General features: G+C 54.8%; 14 protein-coding genes and 1 pseudogene. 6 read left to right on the top strand and 9 right to left on the bottom strand.

Going from position 1 to position 16,177, the window contains the following annotated elements:
- Positions 1-19: 19 nt before the first annotated feature.
- From WC7_RS00235 to WC7_RS00250, 4 genes are all read left to right on the top strand, one after another.
- Positions 20-961, top strand: a complete 942-nt coding sequence (locus tag WC7_RS00235) for an ABC transporter substrate-binding protein (RefSeq protein WP_016155385.1) — start codon at positions 20-22, stop codon at positions 959-961.
- Between the two features lie 120 nt (positions 962-1,081).
- A complete protein-coding gene (locus tag WC7_RS00240) occupies positions 1,082-1,765 on the top strand; it encodes a D-lyxose/D-mannose isomerase (protein ID WP_016155384.1) in 684 nt (227 codons plus the stop codon).
- A gap of 14 nt (positions 1,766-1,779) precedes the next feature.
- Positions 1,780-2,640 (top strand): ketose 1,6-bisphosphate aldolase, encoded by an 861-nt coding sequence (locus tag WC7_RS00245; RefSeq protein ID WP_016155383.1) that lies wholly within the window; start codon positions 1,780-1,782, stop codon positions 2,638-2,640.
- The gene (locus tag WC7_RS00250; protein WP_155849815.1) at positions 2,637-3,641 is read left to right on the top strand and encodes a carbohydrate kinase family protein; all 1,005 of its coding nucleotides are present in this window, start codon (positions 2,637-2,639) and stop codon (positions 3,639-3,641) included. Before WC7_RS00245 ends, WC7_RS00250 begins: the two co-directional genes overlap by 4 nt.
- Before the next feature lie 14 nt (positions 3,642-3,655).
- Here WC7_RS00250 and WC7_RS00255 read toward each other — a convergent pair whose 3' ends face one another.
- Positions 3,656-4,387 (bottom strand): response regulator, encoded by a 732-nt coding sequence (locus WC7_RS00255; protein ID WP_016155381.1) that lies wholly within the window; start codon positions 4,385-4,387, stop codon positions 3,656-3,658.
- Between the two features lie 288 nt (positions 4,388-4,675).
- Between WC7_RS00255 and fdhF the strand changes: the two genes are divergently transcribed.
- Positions 4,676-6,823, top strand: coding sequence for a formate dehydrogenase subunit alpha (gene fdhF / locus WC7_RS00265; RefSeq protein ID WP_081000494.1), 2,148 nt, complete (start codon positions 4,676-4,678; stop codon positions 6,821-6,823).
- A gap of 103 nt (positions 6,824-6,926) precedes the next feature.
- Complete coding sequence (yjcO, locus tag WC7_RS00270) at positions 6,927-7,616, top strand: Sel1 family TPR-like repeat protein YjcO (RefSeq protein WP_016155379.1); 690 nt, start codon at positions 6,927-6,929, stop codon at positions 7,614-7,616.
- 50 nt (positions 7,617-7,666) lie between these two features.
- On the opposite strand, the gene gltP is transcribed toward yjcO, so the two are convergent.
- The 8 genes and pseudogenes from gltP to nrfA all read right to left on the bottom strand — a co-directional run bounded on the left by gltP (position 7,667) and on the right by nrfA (position 15,830).
- On the bottom strand, positions 7,667-8,980 hold the full coding sequence (gltP, locus tag WC7_RS00275; protein WP_016155378.1) for a glutamate/aspartate:proton symporter GltP: 1,314 nt from the start codon (positions 8,978-8,980) through the stop codon (positions 7,667-7,669).
- Between the two features lie 344 nt (positions 8,981-9,324).
- A complete protein-coding gene (nrfG, locus tag WC7_RS00280; protein WP_016155377.1) occupies positions 9,325-9,945 on the bottom strand; it encodes a heme lyase NrfEFG subunit NrfG in 621 nt (206 codons plus the stop codon).
- A pseudogene (gene nrfF, locus WC7_RS27400) lies at positions 9,942-10,361 on the bottom strand (heme lyase NrfEFG subunit NrfF); the annotation flags it as partial. The gene nrfG and the pseudogene nrfF, both read right to left, overlap by 4 nt.
- A gap of 64 nt (positions 10,362-10,425) precedes the next feature.
- Positions 10,426-12,153, bottom strand: coding sequence for a heme lyase CcmF/NrfE family subunit (locus tag WC7_RS00290; protein WP_155849814.1), 1,728 nt, complete (start codon positions 12,151-12,153; stop codon positions 10,426-10,428).
- Between the two features lie 8 nt (positions 12,154-12,161).
- Positions 12,162-13,118, bottom strand: a complete 957-nt coding sequence (gene nrfD / locus WC7_RS00295) for a cytochrome c nitrite reductase subunit NrfD (protein ID WP_016155374.1) — start codon at positions 13,116-13,118, stop codon at positions 12,162-12,164.
- The gene (nrfC, locus tag WC7_RS00300; protein WP_016155373.1) at positions 13,115-13,786 is read right to left on the bottom strand and encodes a cytochrome c nitrite reductase Fe-S protein; all 672 of its coding nucleotides are present in this window, start codon (positions 13,784-13,786) and stop codon (positions 13,115-13,117) included. The genes nrfD and nrfC overlap by 4 nt, the downstream gene beginning before the upstream one ends.
- Positions 13,783-14,349 carry a cytochrome c nitrite reductase pentaheme subunit gene (gene nrfB / locus WC7_RS00305; protein ID WP_005132587.1) on the bottom strand — a complete coding sequence of 189 codons (567 nt, stop codon included), beginning with the start codon at positions 14,347-14,349 and terminating at the stop codon, positions 13,783-13,785. The genes nrfC and nrfB overlap by 4 nt, the downstream gene beginning before the upstream one ends.
- Before the next feature lie 44 nt (positions 14,350-14,393).
- Positions 14,394-15,830: an ammonia-forming nitrite reductase cytochrome c552 subunit gene (nrfA, locus tag WC7_RS00310; protein ID WP_016155372.1), complete on the bottom strand. Its 1,437-nt coding sequence runs from the start codon at positions 15,828-15,830 to the stop codon at positions 14,394-14,396.
- Between the last annotated feature and the right edge of the window lie 347 nt (positions 15,831-16,177).

The following is a 16,177-nucleotide window of genomic DNA, read 5'->3' as shown; positions in this document are numbered from 1 at the left end:
TTACTTCGAGGAATACAGCATGAGATTGAAGCCCTTAGTCACCGCGCTCTGTGCTGGCGCACTGCTTACTGCAGCTCCGTTTGTGCAGGCAAAAGAACTGAAATCGATCGGCGTTACGGTGGGCGATCTGGCCAACCCGTTCTTCGTGCAGATCACCAAAGGCGCGGAGCTGGAAGCACGCAAACTGGCGGGTGATAGCGTTAAAGTGACGCTGGTTTCCAGCGGCTACGATCTGGGACAACAGGTGTCGCAAATCGACAACTTTATTGCCGCCAAGGTCGACATGATTATTCTTAACGCCGCCGACTCCAAAGGCATCGGCCCAGCGGTAAAACGCGCGAAAGACGCAGGGATTGTGGTGGTTGCCGTTGACGTAGCGGCGGAAGGCGCAGATGCGACCATTACCTCCGATAACACCCAGGCGGGTGAAATGGCCTGTAAATACATTACCGACCGTCTGAAAGGGAAAGGCAACGTCGTCATTATCAACGGGCCGCCGGTTTCCGCCGTCCAGAACCGCGTCGAAGGCTGCCAGACCGAGTTTAAACGCCACCCGGATATCAAGGTGCTGTCGTATAACCAAAACGCCAAAGGCAGTCGCGAAGGCGGACTGGAGATCATGACCGCGCTGCTGGCGGCGAATCCGAAGATCGACGGCGTATTCGCCATTAACGATCCTACGGCGATCGGTGCCGATCTGGCAGCAAAACAGGCACAACGTAGCGAATTCTTTATTGTCGGCGTAGACGGATCGCCAGACGCTGAAGAAGCGTTGAAGCGGGAAAACTCACTATTTGTGGCGACGCCTGCACAAGATCCGCAGGTGATGGCTGCCAAAGCGGTCGAAATCGGCTATGACATATTGCAGGGGAAACCCGCCCCGAAAGAGCCCGTACTGATCCCGGTGACGATGATCGATAAAAACAACGTCGGCAGCTATAAGGGTTGGACGGTGAAATAACCCGCCACAACAACGCCGGATGGCGGCAAAAATGCCTTATCCGACCTACAAGATCGGTATGATTTTGTAGGCCGGATAAGCGCAGCGCCATCCGGCATGATATTAAGGAGGATTCTGCCGATGAAACGTTCCGCTATCAACGAGATACTGGGCCACACGCGCCAGTTTTTCTCTCTGCACGACGTGCATCTCCCCCCTTTCGCCAGTTTCCCGCCGACCCAATGGCGCAAGCTTGATCCCGCCGCCTGGAGCGAAGTTTTCGACCTTAAGCTCGGTTGGGATGTCACCGCGTTTGGCGGCAACAATTTCGCCGCGCAAGGGTTAACGCTGTTTACCCTGCGTAATGGCTCGCCGAAAGGAATGCCTTACGAGAAATGCTACGCCGAGAAAATCATGCATGTTCGCGATGCGCAGGTCACGCCGATGCATTTTCACTGGCGCAAACGCGAAGACATTATCAATCGCGGCGGCGGTAATTTAATTGTGGAACTGTGGAATGCGGGGATCCGAGAACAAACGGAGGACAGCGACGTGAGCGTGGTGATTGACGGCTGTCGGCAAACCCATGCGGCAGGCAGTCAACTGCGCCTGACGCCGGGTGAAAGCATCTGCCTGCCGCCGGGCCTGTATCACAGCTTCTGGGCGGAAGAAGGTTTTGGCGACGTGCTGGTCGGCGAGGTTTCTTCTGTTAATGACGACGACCACGATAACCATTTTCTGCAACCGATCGCCCGCTATAACGACATTGAAGAAGACGAACCGGCGCAGCTGGTGCTGTGTAATGAGTATCGCCTGTTCCGCTAACCAAGGAGCGCATTATGCCGTTGATATCTCTCGCCGATGGCCTTGCCCATGCCCGCGAGCACCGCTATGCCTTAGGGGCGTTTAACGTTCTGGACTCACACTTCCTGCGCGCGCTGTTTGCCGCGGCAAAGCAGGAACGTTCGCCGTTTATCATCAACATCGCCGAGGTGCATTTTAAATATATCTCGTTGGATTCTCTGGTCGAAGCGGTCAAGTTCGAAGCCGCGCGGCATGACATTCCGGTAGTGCTGAACCTTGACCACGGCCTGCACTTTGAGTCGGTGGTTAGGGCACTGCGCTTAGGTTTCAGTTCAGTGATGTTTGATGGCTCCACGCTGGAGTATGAAGAAAATATTCGTCAAACCCGCGAAGTGGTGAAGATGTGTCACGCCGTCGGCGTATCGGTGGAAGCCGAACTGGGCGCGGTGGGAGGCGATGAGGGCGGCGCGTTGTATGGTCATGCCGACGAGTCGCTATTTACCGACCCGATGATGGCGCGTGATTTCGTCGACAGAACCGGGATTGACGCGCTGGCGGTCGCCATTGGTAATGCACACGGCAAATATAAAGGCGAACCGGTGCTCGACTTTCCGCGTCTGGACGCCCTTCGCCAGCAGGCGGCGATCCCACTGGTACTGCACGGCGGTTCCGGCATCAGCAACGACGATTTCAAGCGCGCAATTGAACTCGGCATTCACAAAATCAACTTCTATACCGGCATGTCGCAGGCGGCGCTGTCAGCGGTAGAGACAAGAATAGCGAATCGTCAGCCCCTGTACGACGAATTCGCCGAACTGCTGCTCGCCATTGAAGAGGCCATTACCGATACCGTTTCAGAACAGATGCGTATTTTTGGCAGCGCGGGACGGGTCTGATGGAACGCAGAGGCGTTATCGCCGCAGGCAACATGCTGGTCGATCATGTGCATCAAATTGTGCAGTGGCCGGAACGCGGCTGGCTGGCGGAAATCATCCGTAGCGAACGCGCGACGGGCGGTGCGCCGCTGAACGTACTGCTGACGCTGGCGAAAATGCACACCGGACTGCCGCTGCAGGCGGTGGGGTTAATCGGTCAGGATAGCGACGGCGACTACATCATGGCGATGCTGGAGCAGTATCATGTTAATCGCCAACATGTGCAGCGCACGACTTTCGCCCCCACGTCGATGTCACAGGTGATGACCGATCCCAGCGGTCAGCGCACCTTTTTCCACTCCCCCGGCGCCAACCGGCTGCTGGATCTGCCCGCTTTTGAGCAACTGGATACCTCGATGAAAATCTTCCATCTTGGCTATCTGCTGCTGCTCGACAGTCTGGACATGCCGGATGAGGAGTACGGCACGCGTAGCGCACGGCTGCTGGCGCAAATGCGCGACAACGGCTTTGAAACATCACTGGATCTGGTTTCACGCAAGGGCGACCCGCGCTATCAGCCGCTGGTGATGCCAGCCCTGCGCCATCTCGACTATCTGGTAATTAACGAGCTGGAAGCCGGGGAATTCAGCGGGCTGGAGATCCGCCAGCCCAACGGGGAGTTGCATATTGCGCACATCGCCACCGCTGCGCGCGAACTGCTGAATGCGGGCGTTCGCCTGCGGGTGGTTATCCACTGTCCGGAAGGCGCCTGGGGTGAAGCGCCGGATCTGCCGGGCGTCTGGATCCCGTCACAGTACCTGGCGCCGGAGGAGATCGTTGGCAGCGTCGGGGCGGGAGATGCGTTTTGCGCCGGATTTTTGTATGGCTGTCATGAACACTGGTCGCTGACGGACAGCGTCAGGCTGGCACACGCCTGCGCACGGGCCAGTTTGCTGTGCGCCAACGCGATAGACGGCGCGAAAACGTTGGCAGAGTTAAAAGCCGATATAGCATCCTTGTAAGCCGGATAAGACGTTTACGCCGCCTTATCATGATGCTGAACGTCGGCGGCAAACACATAGCCCAGTCCGCGCAGGGTTTTGATCAGCATCGGCTGATGCGGGTTGTGCTCTATTTTTCGCCGTAACCGCATGATTAGCACGTCAATGGTGCGGTCAAACACCTCAACGCTGTCGCTGCGCGTCAGTTCCAGCAGCTGTTCTCGGCTAAGTACCCGGCGGGCGTTTTGGGCCAGCGCCAGCAGCAGGCTGTATTCCCCCTGCGTCAACTCCACCTTCAGTTGCTGAGGATTATGTAACTGGCAACCGGCGGTATCGAGATGCCAACCGTTAAAAGAAAGCCCCGTGGTTTGCGGGCTGCCACTTTCTGCCGTTAACACGCCGACGCGTCTGAGTACCGCCTTTACCCGCGCCACCAGCACCCGCGCATTGAACGGTTTACCGATGTAGTCGTCAGCGCCCATTTCCAACCCGACAACCACATCCGACTCGCTGCCAAGCCCGGTCAGCATCACCACCGGTAATCCGGGTCTGATCTTTTGCACCTGCTGCAGCACCATCAGACCGTTAATATCAGGCAACATCATGTCCAGCAATACCAGAGCGATTTCCGGCTGAGTCTCAATGCAGCGCAGCGCCTCCTGCCCGGTGTGACATGCGGTCACTGCAAAGACGTGTTCGCTCAGCACATCCTGTAAAAGTGTGCAGACAGCGATGTCATCATCCACAACCAGTATGGCTGGCTTCATTGTTTTTCCCCATTTCTGGCCAACTTAAATGAGTGTGATTGATTCTGCACAGAGTGACAGCGATAAGGCACAAGGATGTGTGGGAAACATAACCTCGGTCACACTGCCGGGCCGTCACGTATTGGAGATTCGTCACGTCAAATATGACGACAGCCTGTTTTTCGTCAGGGTTTTGCGCAAAATTCGCCCGTAATATCGACTAATGCCCCTGATAAAAACATGGCATAAAAGATGCATAACTCAAGCGACAAGCGCGTATGCGTGATTTGATTAACTGGAGCGAGACCGATGAAAAAAGTCGTCACGGTTTGCCCATATTGCGCATCAGGTTGCAAAATCAACCTGGTGGTCGATAACGGCAAAATCGTCCGGGCTGAAGCGGCGCAGGGGAAAACCAACCAGGGTACCTTGTGTCTGAAGGGCTACTATGGCTGGGATTTTATCAATGATACCCAGATCCTGACCCCTCGTCTGAAAACCCCAATGATCCGTCGCCAGCGTGGCGGCAAACTGGAATCCGTTTCCTGGGATGAAGCGCTTGATTACGTCGCCACTCGTCTGAGCGCCATCAAAGCGAAGTATGGCCCGGACGCTATTCAGACGACCGGTTCATCTCGCGGTACGGGTAACGAAACCAACTATGTAATGCAAAAATTCGCGCGCGCCGTTATTGGTACCAATAACGTTGACTGCTGCGCTCGCGTCTGACACGGCCCTTCGGTTGCAGGTCTGCACCAATCGGTCGGTAACGGCGCAATGAGTAATGCTATCAATGAAATTGATAACACAGATTTAGTGTTCATCTTCGGGTACAACCCGGCGGATTCCCACCCGATCGTGGCGAATCACGTGATTAACGCTAAACGTAACGGGGCGAAAATTATCGTCTGCGATCCGCGCAAAATTGAAACCGCGCGTATTGCCGATATGCACATCGCGTTGAAAAACGGCTCGAACATCGCGCTGCTCAACGCCATGGGTCATGTCATCATCGAAGAAAAACTGTACGACCAGGCGTTCGTCGCCTCCCGTACCGAAGGATTCGAAGAGTACAGCAAGATTGTCGAAGGCTACACGCCGGAGTCCGTCGAAGATATCACTGGCGTTAGCGCACAGGATATTCGTCAGGCTGCTCGTATGTACGCCACGGCAAAAAGCGCGGCCATCCTGTGGGGCATGGGTGTTACCCAGTTCTATCAGGGTGTGGAAACCGTGCGTTCACTGACCAGCCTCGCAATGCTGACCGGCAACCTCGGTAAGCCAAGCGTGGGCGTTAACCCGGTTCGTGGCCAGAACAACGTTCAGGGCGCATGCGACATGGGCGCGCTACCGGATACTTATCCGGGCTATCAGTATGTGAAAGATCCGGCTAACCGCGAGAAGTTCGCTAAAGCCTGGGGCGTGGAAAGTCTGCCTGCACATACCGGCTATCGCATCAGTGAACTGCCGCACCGTGCGGCGCATGGCGAAGTCCGCGCGGCGTACATTATGGGTGAAGATCCATTACAGACCGATGCTGAACTCTCCGCAGTGCGCAAAGGCTTTGAGGATCTGGAACTGGTCATCGTGCAGGATATCTTCATGACCAAAACTGCCGCTGCCGCAGACGTTATTTTACCGTCTACGTCATGGGGCGAGCATGAAGGCGTCTTCTCCGCGGCTGACCGTGGCTTCCAGCGCTTCTTTAAAGCCGTTGAGCCGAAGTGGGATCTGAAAACGGACTGGCAGATTATCAGTGAAATCGCCACCCGTATGGGCTACCCGATGCACTACAACAACACCCAGGAAATCTGGGATGAGTTGCGTCATCTGTGCCCGGATTTCTACGGTGCCACTTACGAGAAAATGGGCGAACTGGGTTATATCCAGTGGCCTTGCCGCGACACCTCAGAAACCGACCAGGGTACGTCTTATCTCTTCAAAGAGAAGTTCGATACCCCGAACGGTCTGGCGCAGTTCTTTACCTGCGACTGGGTAGCGCCAATCGACAAACTCACAGAGGAGTACCCGATGGTGCTGTCCACTGTGCGTGAAGTCGGCCACTACTCTTGCCGTTCGATGACCGGTAACTGTGCGGCGCTGGCCGCGCTGGCGGATGAACCGGGCTATGCCCAGATCAACACCGCCGACGCAGCACGCCTGGGCATCCAGGATGAAGAGCTGGTGTGGGTTAACTCGCGTAAAGGCCGGGTCATTACCCGTGCAGCAGTCAGCGATCGTCCAAACAAAGGCGCGATTTACATGACCTACCAGTGGTGGATTGGCGCATGTAATGAGCTGGTAACCGAGAACTTAAGCCCGATTACCAAAACGCCGGAGTACAAGTACTGTGCCGTTAACGTTGAACGCATTGCCGATCAGCGCGCTGCCGAGCAGTATGTCATTGATGAGTACACCAAGCTGAAAGCCAGCCTGCGCGAAAGCGCGATGGGTTAGTCCGTTTACGTAACTGTTCTGCAACAGCCTCCGCCCGGAGGCTGTTTTTTTATCCATACGATCTCTTTATACTGTTCATTCCGTACCCTAAATAAAACTCAAAATGAAACAACTCATTGCATTGATGTTCTTTATGACATTCTTTGCCCATGCCAGTGATACTGAGCCAGGAAGCCAGTACTTACAGGCCGCTGAGGCAGGGGACCGTCGCGCACAGTACTTTCTTGCCGATACCTGGTTCAGTTCGGGCGATTTGAGCAAAGCCGAGTATTGGGCGCAAAAAGCCGCCGACAACGGCGATGCCGACGCCTGCGCGCTACTGGCGCAAATCAAAATTACGAATCCGGTCAGTCTGGATTACCCCCAGGCTAAAACGCTGGCGGAAAAAGCAGCCAAAGCAGGCAGTAAAGCGGGAGAACTTACCCTGGCGCGGATTCTGGTCAACACCCAGGCTGGACGTACCGATTACCCTAAAGCCATTACCTTGCTGCAAAACGCCTCCGAAGACCTGGAAAATGACTCCGCCGTCGACGCGCAAATGCTGCTCGGCCTGATTTACGCCAACGGTGTGGGCATTCCCGCTGACGATGAGAAAGCGACGTGGTATTTCAAACGAAGCTCAGCCATTTCCCGCACCGGTTATTCCGAATACTGGGCAGGGATGATGTTCTTAAACGGTGAACAGGGTTTTATCGTGAAGAATAAACAGAAGGCGCTGCACTGGCTGAATCTGAGCTGTATGGAAGGATTCGATACCGGCTGCGAAGAGTTTGATAAGTTAACAAACGGGTAATGATTTGCATTGCCGGATGGCGCTACGCTTATCCGGCAAGCTGTCATGAATTACTGATTAGCGGTCTTATCAAATCTACCCAGCACGTCGCGCTCATAGGCCAGCGCTTTCTTGCGGTCAAATTTGTGTTCCCACTTGGCGATAACCAGTACCGCCAGCGCATTACCCACCACGTTCAGCGCGGTACGCGCCATGTCGAGGATACGGTCAACACCGGCGATAAACGCCAGGCCTTCCAGTGGGATCCCCACGCTGCCCAGCGTAGCCAGCAGCACCACGAATGATACGCCCGGCACACCCGCAATCCCTTTCGAGGTCACCATCAGCGTCAACACCAGCACGATTTCCTGCCACAGCGACAGGTCGATACCGTACAGCTGCGCGATAAAGATAGCGGCGATACTCTGGTACAGAGTTGAACCATCAAGGTTGAATGAGTAGCCGGTCGGCACCACAAAGCTGGTGATTGAAGCTGGCGCGCCATAGGCTTCCATCTTCTCAATAATACGCGGCAGTACGCTCTCGGAGCTGGCGGTAGAGTAAGCCAGAATCAGCTCGTCTTTCAGAATGCGGATCAGGATCCAGATGCTCAAACCGCAGATGCGCGCCACGATCCCCAGCACCACCAGCGCGAAGAACAGAATGGCGAAATGCACCAACAGCACCAGCTTCGCCAGCGGCCACAAGGAGGCAAAACCGAAGTTCGCGACGGTAACGGCAATCAGCGCGAAAACGCCGACTGGCGCGTAGCGCATAACCATGTGAGTGACTTTAAACATGGTTTCGGAAATAGAGCGAAATACGGTAACCAACGGCTCGCGGTGAGTTGCCGGCAGGGAAGACAGACCTAAACCGAACAGCACCGAGAAGAAGATAATCGGCAGCATATCGCCTTTTGCCATCGATGCGACGATGTTGGTTGGCACCAGTGACAAAATTGTCCCCATCAGGCCATGCGCGTGGCTCTGTACTTCTGCGGTCGTGCTTTGATATTTCGAAATATCCACGGTCGCCAGTTGCGACATATCCACCCCGGTACCTGGCTGGAACACATTAGCCAGCGTGATACCCAGGATAATCGCCACGGTGGTGATTACTTCGAAATAGATAATAGTTTTGGCGCCAATACGGCCCAGCTGTTTTGCATCACCGACCCCGGCGATACCGACAACCAGCGTAGAGATAACAATGGGCACCACAATCATTTTGATCAGATGGATAAAGATATCGCCCGCCGGTGACAGCAGGTTTACAACCAGCCATTCACGGCTGTCACTATGGTAATGCAGGTAACTCCCCAGCAGAATGCCCAGCACCATAGCGATCAGAATCTGCCATGCCAGGCTGACTTTCAAATTTTTCATAACAACGGACTTCCTCGATGGAGCGCTATTCCACATGCGGTGTGTGGTAATAGTACATACTGAAAGGGTATGAATTGTGTTGCGTTCGTTTATGGAGTTTTTTAACGCTTATTATCATTATCATTTGCGTACTGTCTCGCGCAACCCTCCAGGAACAGAGCCTTCAGCTGAATTTATGCATAAAAATGCAATTTTGTCGGGGTAATAATGAATAACTTTTTGTTATAAAAGAATTTTAATATGTTCAAAAATGAAGAAGTCATGGCGTGAGTTTTTTTTGCTCATTTGTTCGTTCGCCTGTTTTTTAAACAGGCCAAATGATACAAATCACAAAAGAAACAAATTTATTTTTGCCGATTCTGCAACAACTTCGCCATATTAATAGAGTCAATGAGCTGTGCCCGGTTCACCCTCGGCGAGTTTAAATCCATAACTTTTTGCCACCCTGAAATGGCCTGGGCGTAGTCTGCCTGCATAAACGCATCTGAGGCTAACAGCATCAGCGCTGTGACCTCTGTCGGGTCCAGCGCCAGAGCCTTATCAATCATCTCGCGAGTGGGCGGTGTCATATGCTGCCCGGCCTGGTAATACAATACCGTTGCCAGCGCTGAATAGATCTCAGCATTTTCACCCCCTACACGCAGCGCCTGCTCGTAGGCCAGCAGCGCATTATGATACGCGTTTTGCCAAAGATAGTACTCACCGAGTTGCGCCCATTTCACACCGTCCTGTGGATTAGCACGAATTTGAGATTGCAGCAAAAGCAGCTGTTTTTCCTGAATATTTTCATCGGCGAACGCATGTAATGGGTCCGCCAACCGCGTCTGTTCCTGACGCACCGCCTGCCATTTTGGCGTCAACAGGTAACCTCCGATGCAGGCCACAACCATCAGCACCGTCGCAGCGGTCAGCCACTTCACGGGGAGTGGGCGTAACGGCGCAGGGGAATGGGTGGACTGGCTCATTGCACATCCTCCTCTACGCGCTGGCGCCGTCTCACCCGCCAGACCACCACGCCCACCAGTAATAACAGCAGGCACGGCAACGCCCACAGCAGCAGCGTTTGCTCATTCAACGGCGGGTTGTAGCGCACAAAATCACCGTAGCGATCGGTCATCCACGTCGTTATCTCGGCTTCACTTTTCCCTTCCGCCACCATGCTATAAACCTGGTGGCGCATACTGACCGCTACCGGCGCATTGGATTCCAGCAAGTTTTGGTTTTGACACTGTGGACAGCGCAGTTGGCTGGCAATAGACAACGCTTTTTCCTGTTGTTGCGGGTTGGCAAAAGTCCATGTGTCCACAACCTGGGCATGTGTCGCGAAGGCGATGAAAAACAAAATGATAGCTAAGAGTAAACATGTTCTGCCGGATGGCGCTGCGCTTATCCGACCTACCGTTTTCACACCCCGTTCGCCGCTATCCGGCAACGCGTTGATTAGTTTATGCATCGCGCTTTCTCCCTCGCCATCCGCTCAGCAGCGCACCACAGACCATTAACAGTCCCCCGCCCCAAATCCAGCGCACGCCGGTCTGCACGTACAAGCGCATGGCATAACGGTCCGGTCCGGTTTTTTCGCCGATTACCGCATACCAGTCATGCATCAGATTCCAGCGGATCCCCGGCTCCATCATCTGTTGACGGCGCGCGGCATAGAAGCGTCTTTCAGGCTCCAGGCTGCCAATGCGTTTCTCATTCTGCCACAGCGTGATCTGCGCTTTTTCACTGGTGTAGTTACCTTTTGCTTCCAGGTCGAGACGCTCAAAACGAAAAATATAGCCCGCCAGTTCCACCTGCTGCCCGGGGCTGAGATTCAGGCTTATCTCCTGACGACTACCGCTGGAAAAGACGATCCCAGCCGCAAACACCAGCACCCCGGCATGCGCCAGCAGTGCCGGAAGCTGGCAACGCACAGACACTTTGCGGCTTCTGATCGTCGCCAGCACGATAACCAGCAGCATCATCAGGCCAAAGGGCAGCGTAGCACGGTTAAAGTACGGTGCGCCCACGGAGAGCCGCCCCCAGCCGAACAACCCGTAAATCATCGGGTAAAGGGTGCCAATCAGCACAATCAGCAGCACCGCGCAAAAAAGTAATAGCGCGACCAGAATCAGCATCTCGCGCGACCAGCCGCCAAAACGCGCATTCTGGCGGACTTGCTGTCCCCGCCAGGCGTAAAGCCCGAGCGATGCCAGGCTCAATACGGTAAACAGCGCAAACAGCGGCGTGGCGCGGACGTTATCCAGCGCAAAAGCGTGCACGGAAACGAGAATGCCGGAACGCACAATCAGCGTCCCCAGCAGCGATAAAATCAGCGTGACGATCGCCAGCAGCAGCGACCAGTGGCGGAAGATCCCACGTTGGCGAGTGATGAACAGACTATGCAGCAGCGCACTGGCGGAAAGCCAGGGTAATAAGGAGGCATTTTCTACCGGGTCCCAGAACCACCAGCCGCCCCAGCCCAGCTCGCAGTAGGCCCACCAGGAGCCGAGGATAATCCCCAGCGTCAGCGCACACCAGCCAGGCAGCGCCCAGCGCCAGCACACCCCGGCGCTCTGCGCATTAAAGTCACCGCGCAGCAGCGAGGCCAGCGCCACGCCTGCCGCCACCATCAAGCCACCGTAACCCAGGTACAGCAGCGGCGGATGGAGGATTAACCCGAGATGTTGCAGCATCGGATTAAGATCGCGCCCTTCAATGGCTGGCGGGAAGATACGCACGAACGGATCGGACCATACCACCACAAACAGCAGCAGCAGGGCCGTTATCAAAGCGAGGACGCTGAGCGTTAACGGAAACAGCAGGTCGGAATCACGCCGATAGCGCAAGGCGAACAGCGCGCTCCAGCCGGAAAGAAACAGCACCCACAGCAGCAGCGATCCTTCATGCCCGCCCCACACCGCCGCCAGTTTTAATCCCCACGGCAGCAGGCTGTAGCTATGCTGAGCAACGTAGACCACCGAAAAGTCGCTGGTCAGAAAGCAGAATATCAGAATGGCGAAAGCCAGCAGCAGCAGCGAAAATTGCGTCCACATGCCCACGCTTGCCAGGCGCATTACGCCTTGCCAGCGCTGGCGGACACCCACCAACACGGCAAGCGGGGTCAACACGTTGACCCCGAGGCTTAGCAACAGTGCCAGAAAACCGGCTTCAGGAAGGAGAACGTCCAGATATCACCTTACGCAACGGTTAGCTGACCCGCATAGAGAATAAAAAAGCGCAGCAGCAGTACGCCGGTCAGGCTGGCGCCGCACACTGCCAGCACGCCATGAAACGTCGAACTGCGGTTGGCCCAAGGTTTTAGCAGCATCGGCAGTATCAGCCCAAGCCCGGCCACGCCCAGCCAGAACCACCAGGTCCAGAATCCGCCGCCCAGTGCCGCCGCCAGCGCGCGCATTTTGCCGTCATCGCCCAGCGCCAGACCGACGAAAAACGCCGCCAGCAGGAAGATCTCCAGCCATACCACCGGGATTTCCATGCGATGCACAAAGTGCGCTTCGGTACTGTGCGGATTGCTACGATGACGTAACGCCATGGCGATCAGCGCCACCGCCGCGCCGGAGGAGATCCCGGAGAACAGGAACAGCACCGGCAGGATCGGGTTATTCAGGAACGGGTAGGATTTCAGCGCCGACAGCAGAAAACCGGTGTACGCCCCGAGCAGGACCGCCAGCACCAGCATTAACGTCTCCAGCGCGCGATGAAACGGCGCAATCAACGTCAGCATTTTCTGTACGATCCCTAATCGCGGCAGCCAGCGCTGTTGCAGAACAATCACCTCTTTTTCAAAGATTTTTGCCAGCCACAGCACCAGCACCACCATATACAACTGGAACAACATGACTCCCATCGACATCACCGAAGTGAAGCTGTAGTGGAACATCAGTTTCCAGAAGGTCCATGGACGCGTCAGGTGGAACACCAGAATCAGCAGACCGAAGATAATCGCCCCCGGCCCTAACACCAGCGTAGTGCGTAGCAGCGTGCTGTCAGAACCGCCCGCCTCCGGATGGAAACGACGCAGCAGAATCGCCAGCGTGACCAGTCCGGCGGAGATGCCAATCAGGAACAGATAAATGGCAATGGGCCAGTCCCACACCAGTGATTCAAAATGAAATGCAGAAGCGGATGTCATTGGCTCACCTCCCCAAATTTAAAGGGAACGCGGTAGACCTTCGGTTTTGTGCCCAACGCCAGCTTGTAACGGTAGGTGGTTTTCTGCAGCAACAAGCGGGAGATATCGCTGTTGGGATCGTCCAGATTACCAAACGTCAGCGCCTTCGTCGGACACGACTCAACGCAGGCGGGCTGCTTGCCCGCTTTCAGATTGGTTTTCCGACAGAAATCGCATTTATCCGCCGTTTTGCTAACCGGATGGATAAAGCGCACGCGATAAGGACACGCGGCGATACAGTACTGGCAGCCAACGCACAGGTCCGGGTTCACATCCACAATACCGCTGGCGGCATCGCGATACGATGCCCCCGTCGGGCAGACGTCAACGCAGGGGGCATGGTCGCAATGCTGGCACGAATGACGGAAGAAGCGATACTTCACATCAGGAAACGTCCCCTGCGGCTCGCTGCGAATAATCGTCAGACGCGATACCCCTTCCGGCACGTTGTTTACTTCCCGACAAGCATCCATGCAAGCCGTACAGCCGATGCATAGTGACTCATCATGTACCATACCGTAACGTACGCCGTTGATGTTCAGCGTCTTCGCCACAACGCGTCCCGCCGTCCCGCTCACTGCCACCAGCGCGCCGACGCGGGTGATAAACTGGCGACGAGAGCAACTCATGGATGCTCCTTAAGCAACGGAACCGACGCCGGGTTAAAGTTCGGATTGTTACGCTGATCGCTGTGGCAATCGACGCAAATCTTGATCCGTCCTTTATCACTTAGCGTCTGCATCGTGTCTTGCTTCGGATGCAGTGAGTGACAGCTGGCACACGCCACTTTGGTTACGTGGACATCGTGTGGCCAGAACGCTTTTTGTAGCTGCTCAGGCAGGTGGCAGGACATACAGACGCTGTTCTGCTGTTCAACGTTGTACATCGGCTCATTAAAGCGCATCACATCCTTCACCCCTTCACGGTGGTTCGGTGACGGCTGGCCGTGACAGTTGGTGCAGGTGACCGGCAGTTTGTTATTCGGGTTGATGACTTCTGCATGCTTACCATGCATGCCTTCGGTATCTGGCTTGTGACAATCCAGACAGGCGGCATCCGGATTACGCTGTTGGGTAACCGTCCAGCGTTGATCCGACTCCTGCGGCGTTGGCGTGGCAGTGATTCCACTCAGGCTCCAGAACAAGCCTGACGCCAGCACCCCAGCAGTTAATAACGAACGTAATACGCTCATATTCACTCCGTTGAGTTATCCGCCCCTGACGGGGCGAAATGGGGTTATTGGCTTAACAGACCGTTTTTACGCGCCTGATCTTCCCACTGCGGAATCACCGTTTTGATGAAGTCCTGCTTCTCAGCATTGATTTGCTGCATGTTCAGACCAATCGCCGCCTGGGCTTTCTCTTTGGTAGAGATATCCGGTAACGGGATTTCATGGGTGATGCCTTTGGTCGCCAGCAGACGGACCAGTTTGGTACGCGCATCGGCGGCTTTATCCATGGCGCTACCCAGCATCCGCAGACCCTCTTCCGGAGCGTGCATGTGAATACCGTGTGAGGCGATAGACAGGTCCCAGCGCCATTGTGCGTGACGGATATCTTCCAGAATCGGCTTCATTTCCGCTTCAGTCGCACCCGCATCCCATGCGGCTTTCGCTTCGAAGTGCGCATGAACCAGCTGATCTTCGACCTTGATTTTCAGGTCATGAATAGCCTGTTTACGCTCGGCGACCACTTTTTGCAGGGACGCTTTATCCTGGGTGTGGCAGTTCGCACAGGTCTGAGCAAAGTTATCGAACGGGTTACCAATCTTATGGTCGGTGTAGATCTTGCCTTCCGCGTTTTGCACTTTCGGCATGTGACAGTCGATACAGGTCACGTTGTTCTTGCCGTGAATGCCCGCGCTCCAGGTTTCATATTCCGGGTGCTGCGCTTTCAGCATCGGCGTTTTCGACAGGGAGTTGGTCCAGTCAGAGAAGGCGATGGTGTCGTAGTATTTCTCCATGTTCTCGACTTTCATGCCCTCGTCCCACGGGAACTTAACGGCTTTGTTTTTACCGTCGAAGTAGTATTCCACGTGGCACTGACCGCAGACCATGGATTGCTGATCAAAGCGACCGGCTTTCTCAAACGGTTTGCCGATTGCTTCCATCGCGCGTTCTGCATAAGGACGCGATAGCGTCAGCTCTGGCTTGCCTTTGGCGAAGTCTGGTGACGCAGTGTTATGGCAATCTGCACAGCCGAGGTTGTTAACAATTTCCGGACCGCCGCGCGCCCATTTACCGTGGAAGTAGCCATCTTCACCGTCTTTCTGGATCAGACGCGCTACGTCCGGGCTTTTACAGCTCCAGCAGGCCATCGGCAGCGGGCCGTCTTCAGCCGTTTTTGGTGCGCCGGTACGTAAGGTTTCACGTACATCGGTCACGGCATAGGCGTGTCCACGCGGTTTGTTGTAATCGCGCGAGAATGGATATCCCGCCCACAGGATCACCAGACGCGGATCTTCTGCCAGCGCATCTTCACGGGCTGATTGCTCAGACGTGGCTTTCCAGGAGAGATATTGATCGGGATGCTGAGGAGCGAAGGTTTCATTCTTCGCTTCAACGGTGACGGTTTTTGCGGGTACAGGAGTTTGTTCAGCGTGAACAGCAGAAATAAATAATAAAGGTAATAACAGGCTGAAGAAACGGCGTACGCGTGATTTTATCCTTGCCATAGGGGTCTCATCCAGATGACGCCATTATCTGCAATGGCGGTTCTTTTATTGTTTTCCATAACAGCAACCACACGAATACTGTCATGACATTGCTCCACCCTATTTGTAACAAGAAACCACACTGAAAATGTTGTCTTTAATCAATTGTAAGTGTATGTAAAATACCACTTTAGAGTTATAAACCCCCTCTAACTCCTCACTCTTTTGTCTAATTCAGAGATAGATCACCTTTTCAATAATCCTTTAGATAACTACATGTTATCGCGAGATTTAATCAATTTTTGCTAGTTCCCTTCAAAATTAAGTTTGCCGCTAATTTGCACAATTCGTTTATTGCGTGATCTGCC

Source organism: Citrobacter sp. KTE151 (genome assembly GCF_000398845.1).
In the GTDB taxonomy this organism is placed as follows: domain Bacteria; phylum Pseudomonadota; class Gammaproteobacteria; order Enterobacterales; family Enterobacteriaceae; genus Citrobacter; species Citrobacter braakii.
Note: the sequence above shows the minus strand (reverse complement) of the source record. Positions and strands in the feature narration are given on the sequence as shown.

Excerpts from the sequence above, each read along its gene's own strand:
- WC7_RS00235 (WP_016155385.1), top strand. The coding sequence starts at position 20 with ATGAGATTGAAGCCCTTAGTCACCGCGCTCTGTGCTGGCGCACTGCTT.
- WC7_RS00240 (WP_016155384.1), top strand. The coding sequence starts at position 1,082 with ATGAAACGTTCCGCTATCAACGAGATACTGGGCCACACGCGCCAGTTT.
- WC7_RS00245 (WP_016155383.1), top strand. The coding sequence starts at position 1,780 with ATGCCGTTGATATCTCTCGCCGATGGCCTTGCCCATGCCCGCGAGCAC.
- WC7_RS00255 (WP_016155381.1), bottom strand. The coding sequence starts at position 4,387 with ATGAAGCCAGCCATACTGGTTGTGGATGATGACATCGCTGTCTGCACA.
- yjcO (WP_016155379.1), top strand. The coding sequence starts at position 6,927 with ATGAAACAACTCATTGCATTGATGTTCTTTATGACATTCTTTGCCCAT.
- gltP (WP_016155378.1), bottom strand. The coding sequence starts at position 8,980 with ATGAAAAATTTGAAAGTCAGCCTGGCATGGCAGATTCTGATCGCTATG.
- nrfG (WP_016155377.1), bottom strand. The coding sequence starts at position 9,945 with ATGAGCCAGTCCACCCATTCCCCTGCGCCGTTACGCCCACTCCCCGTG.
- nrfD (WP_016155374.1), bottom strand. The coding sequence starts at position 13,118 with ATGACATCCGCTTCTGCATTTCATTTTGAATCACTGGTGTGGGACTGG.
- nrfC (WP_016155373.1), bottom strand. The coding sequence starts at position 13,786 with ATGAGTTGCTCTCGTCGCCAGTTTATCACCCGCGTCGGCGCGCTGGTG.
- nrfB (WP_005132587.1), bottom strand. The coding sequence starts at position 14,349 with ATGAGCGTATTACGTTCGTTATTAACTGCTGGGGTGCTGGCGTCAGGC.
- nrfA (WP_016155372.1), bottom strand. The coding sequence starts at position 15,830 with ATGGCAAGGATAAAATCACGCGTACGCCGTTTCTTCAGCCTGTTATTA.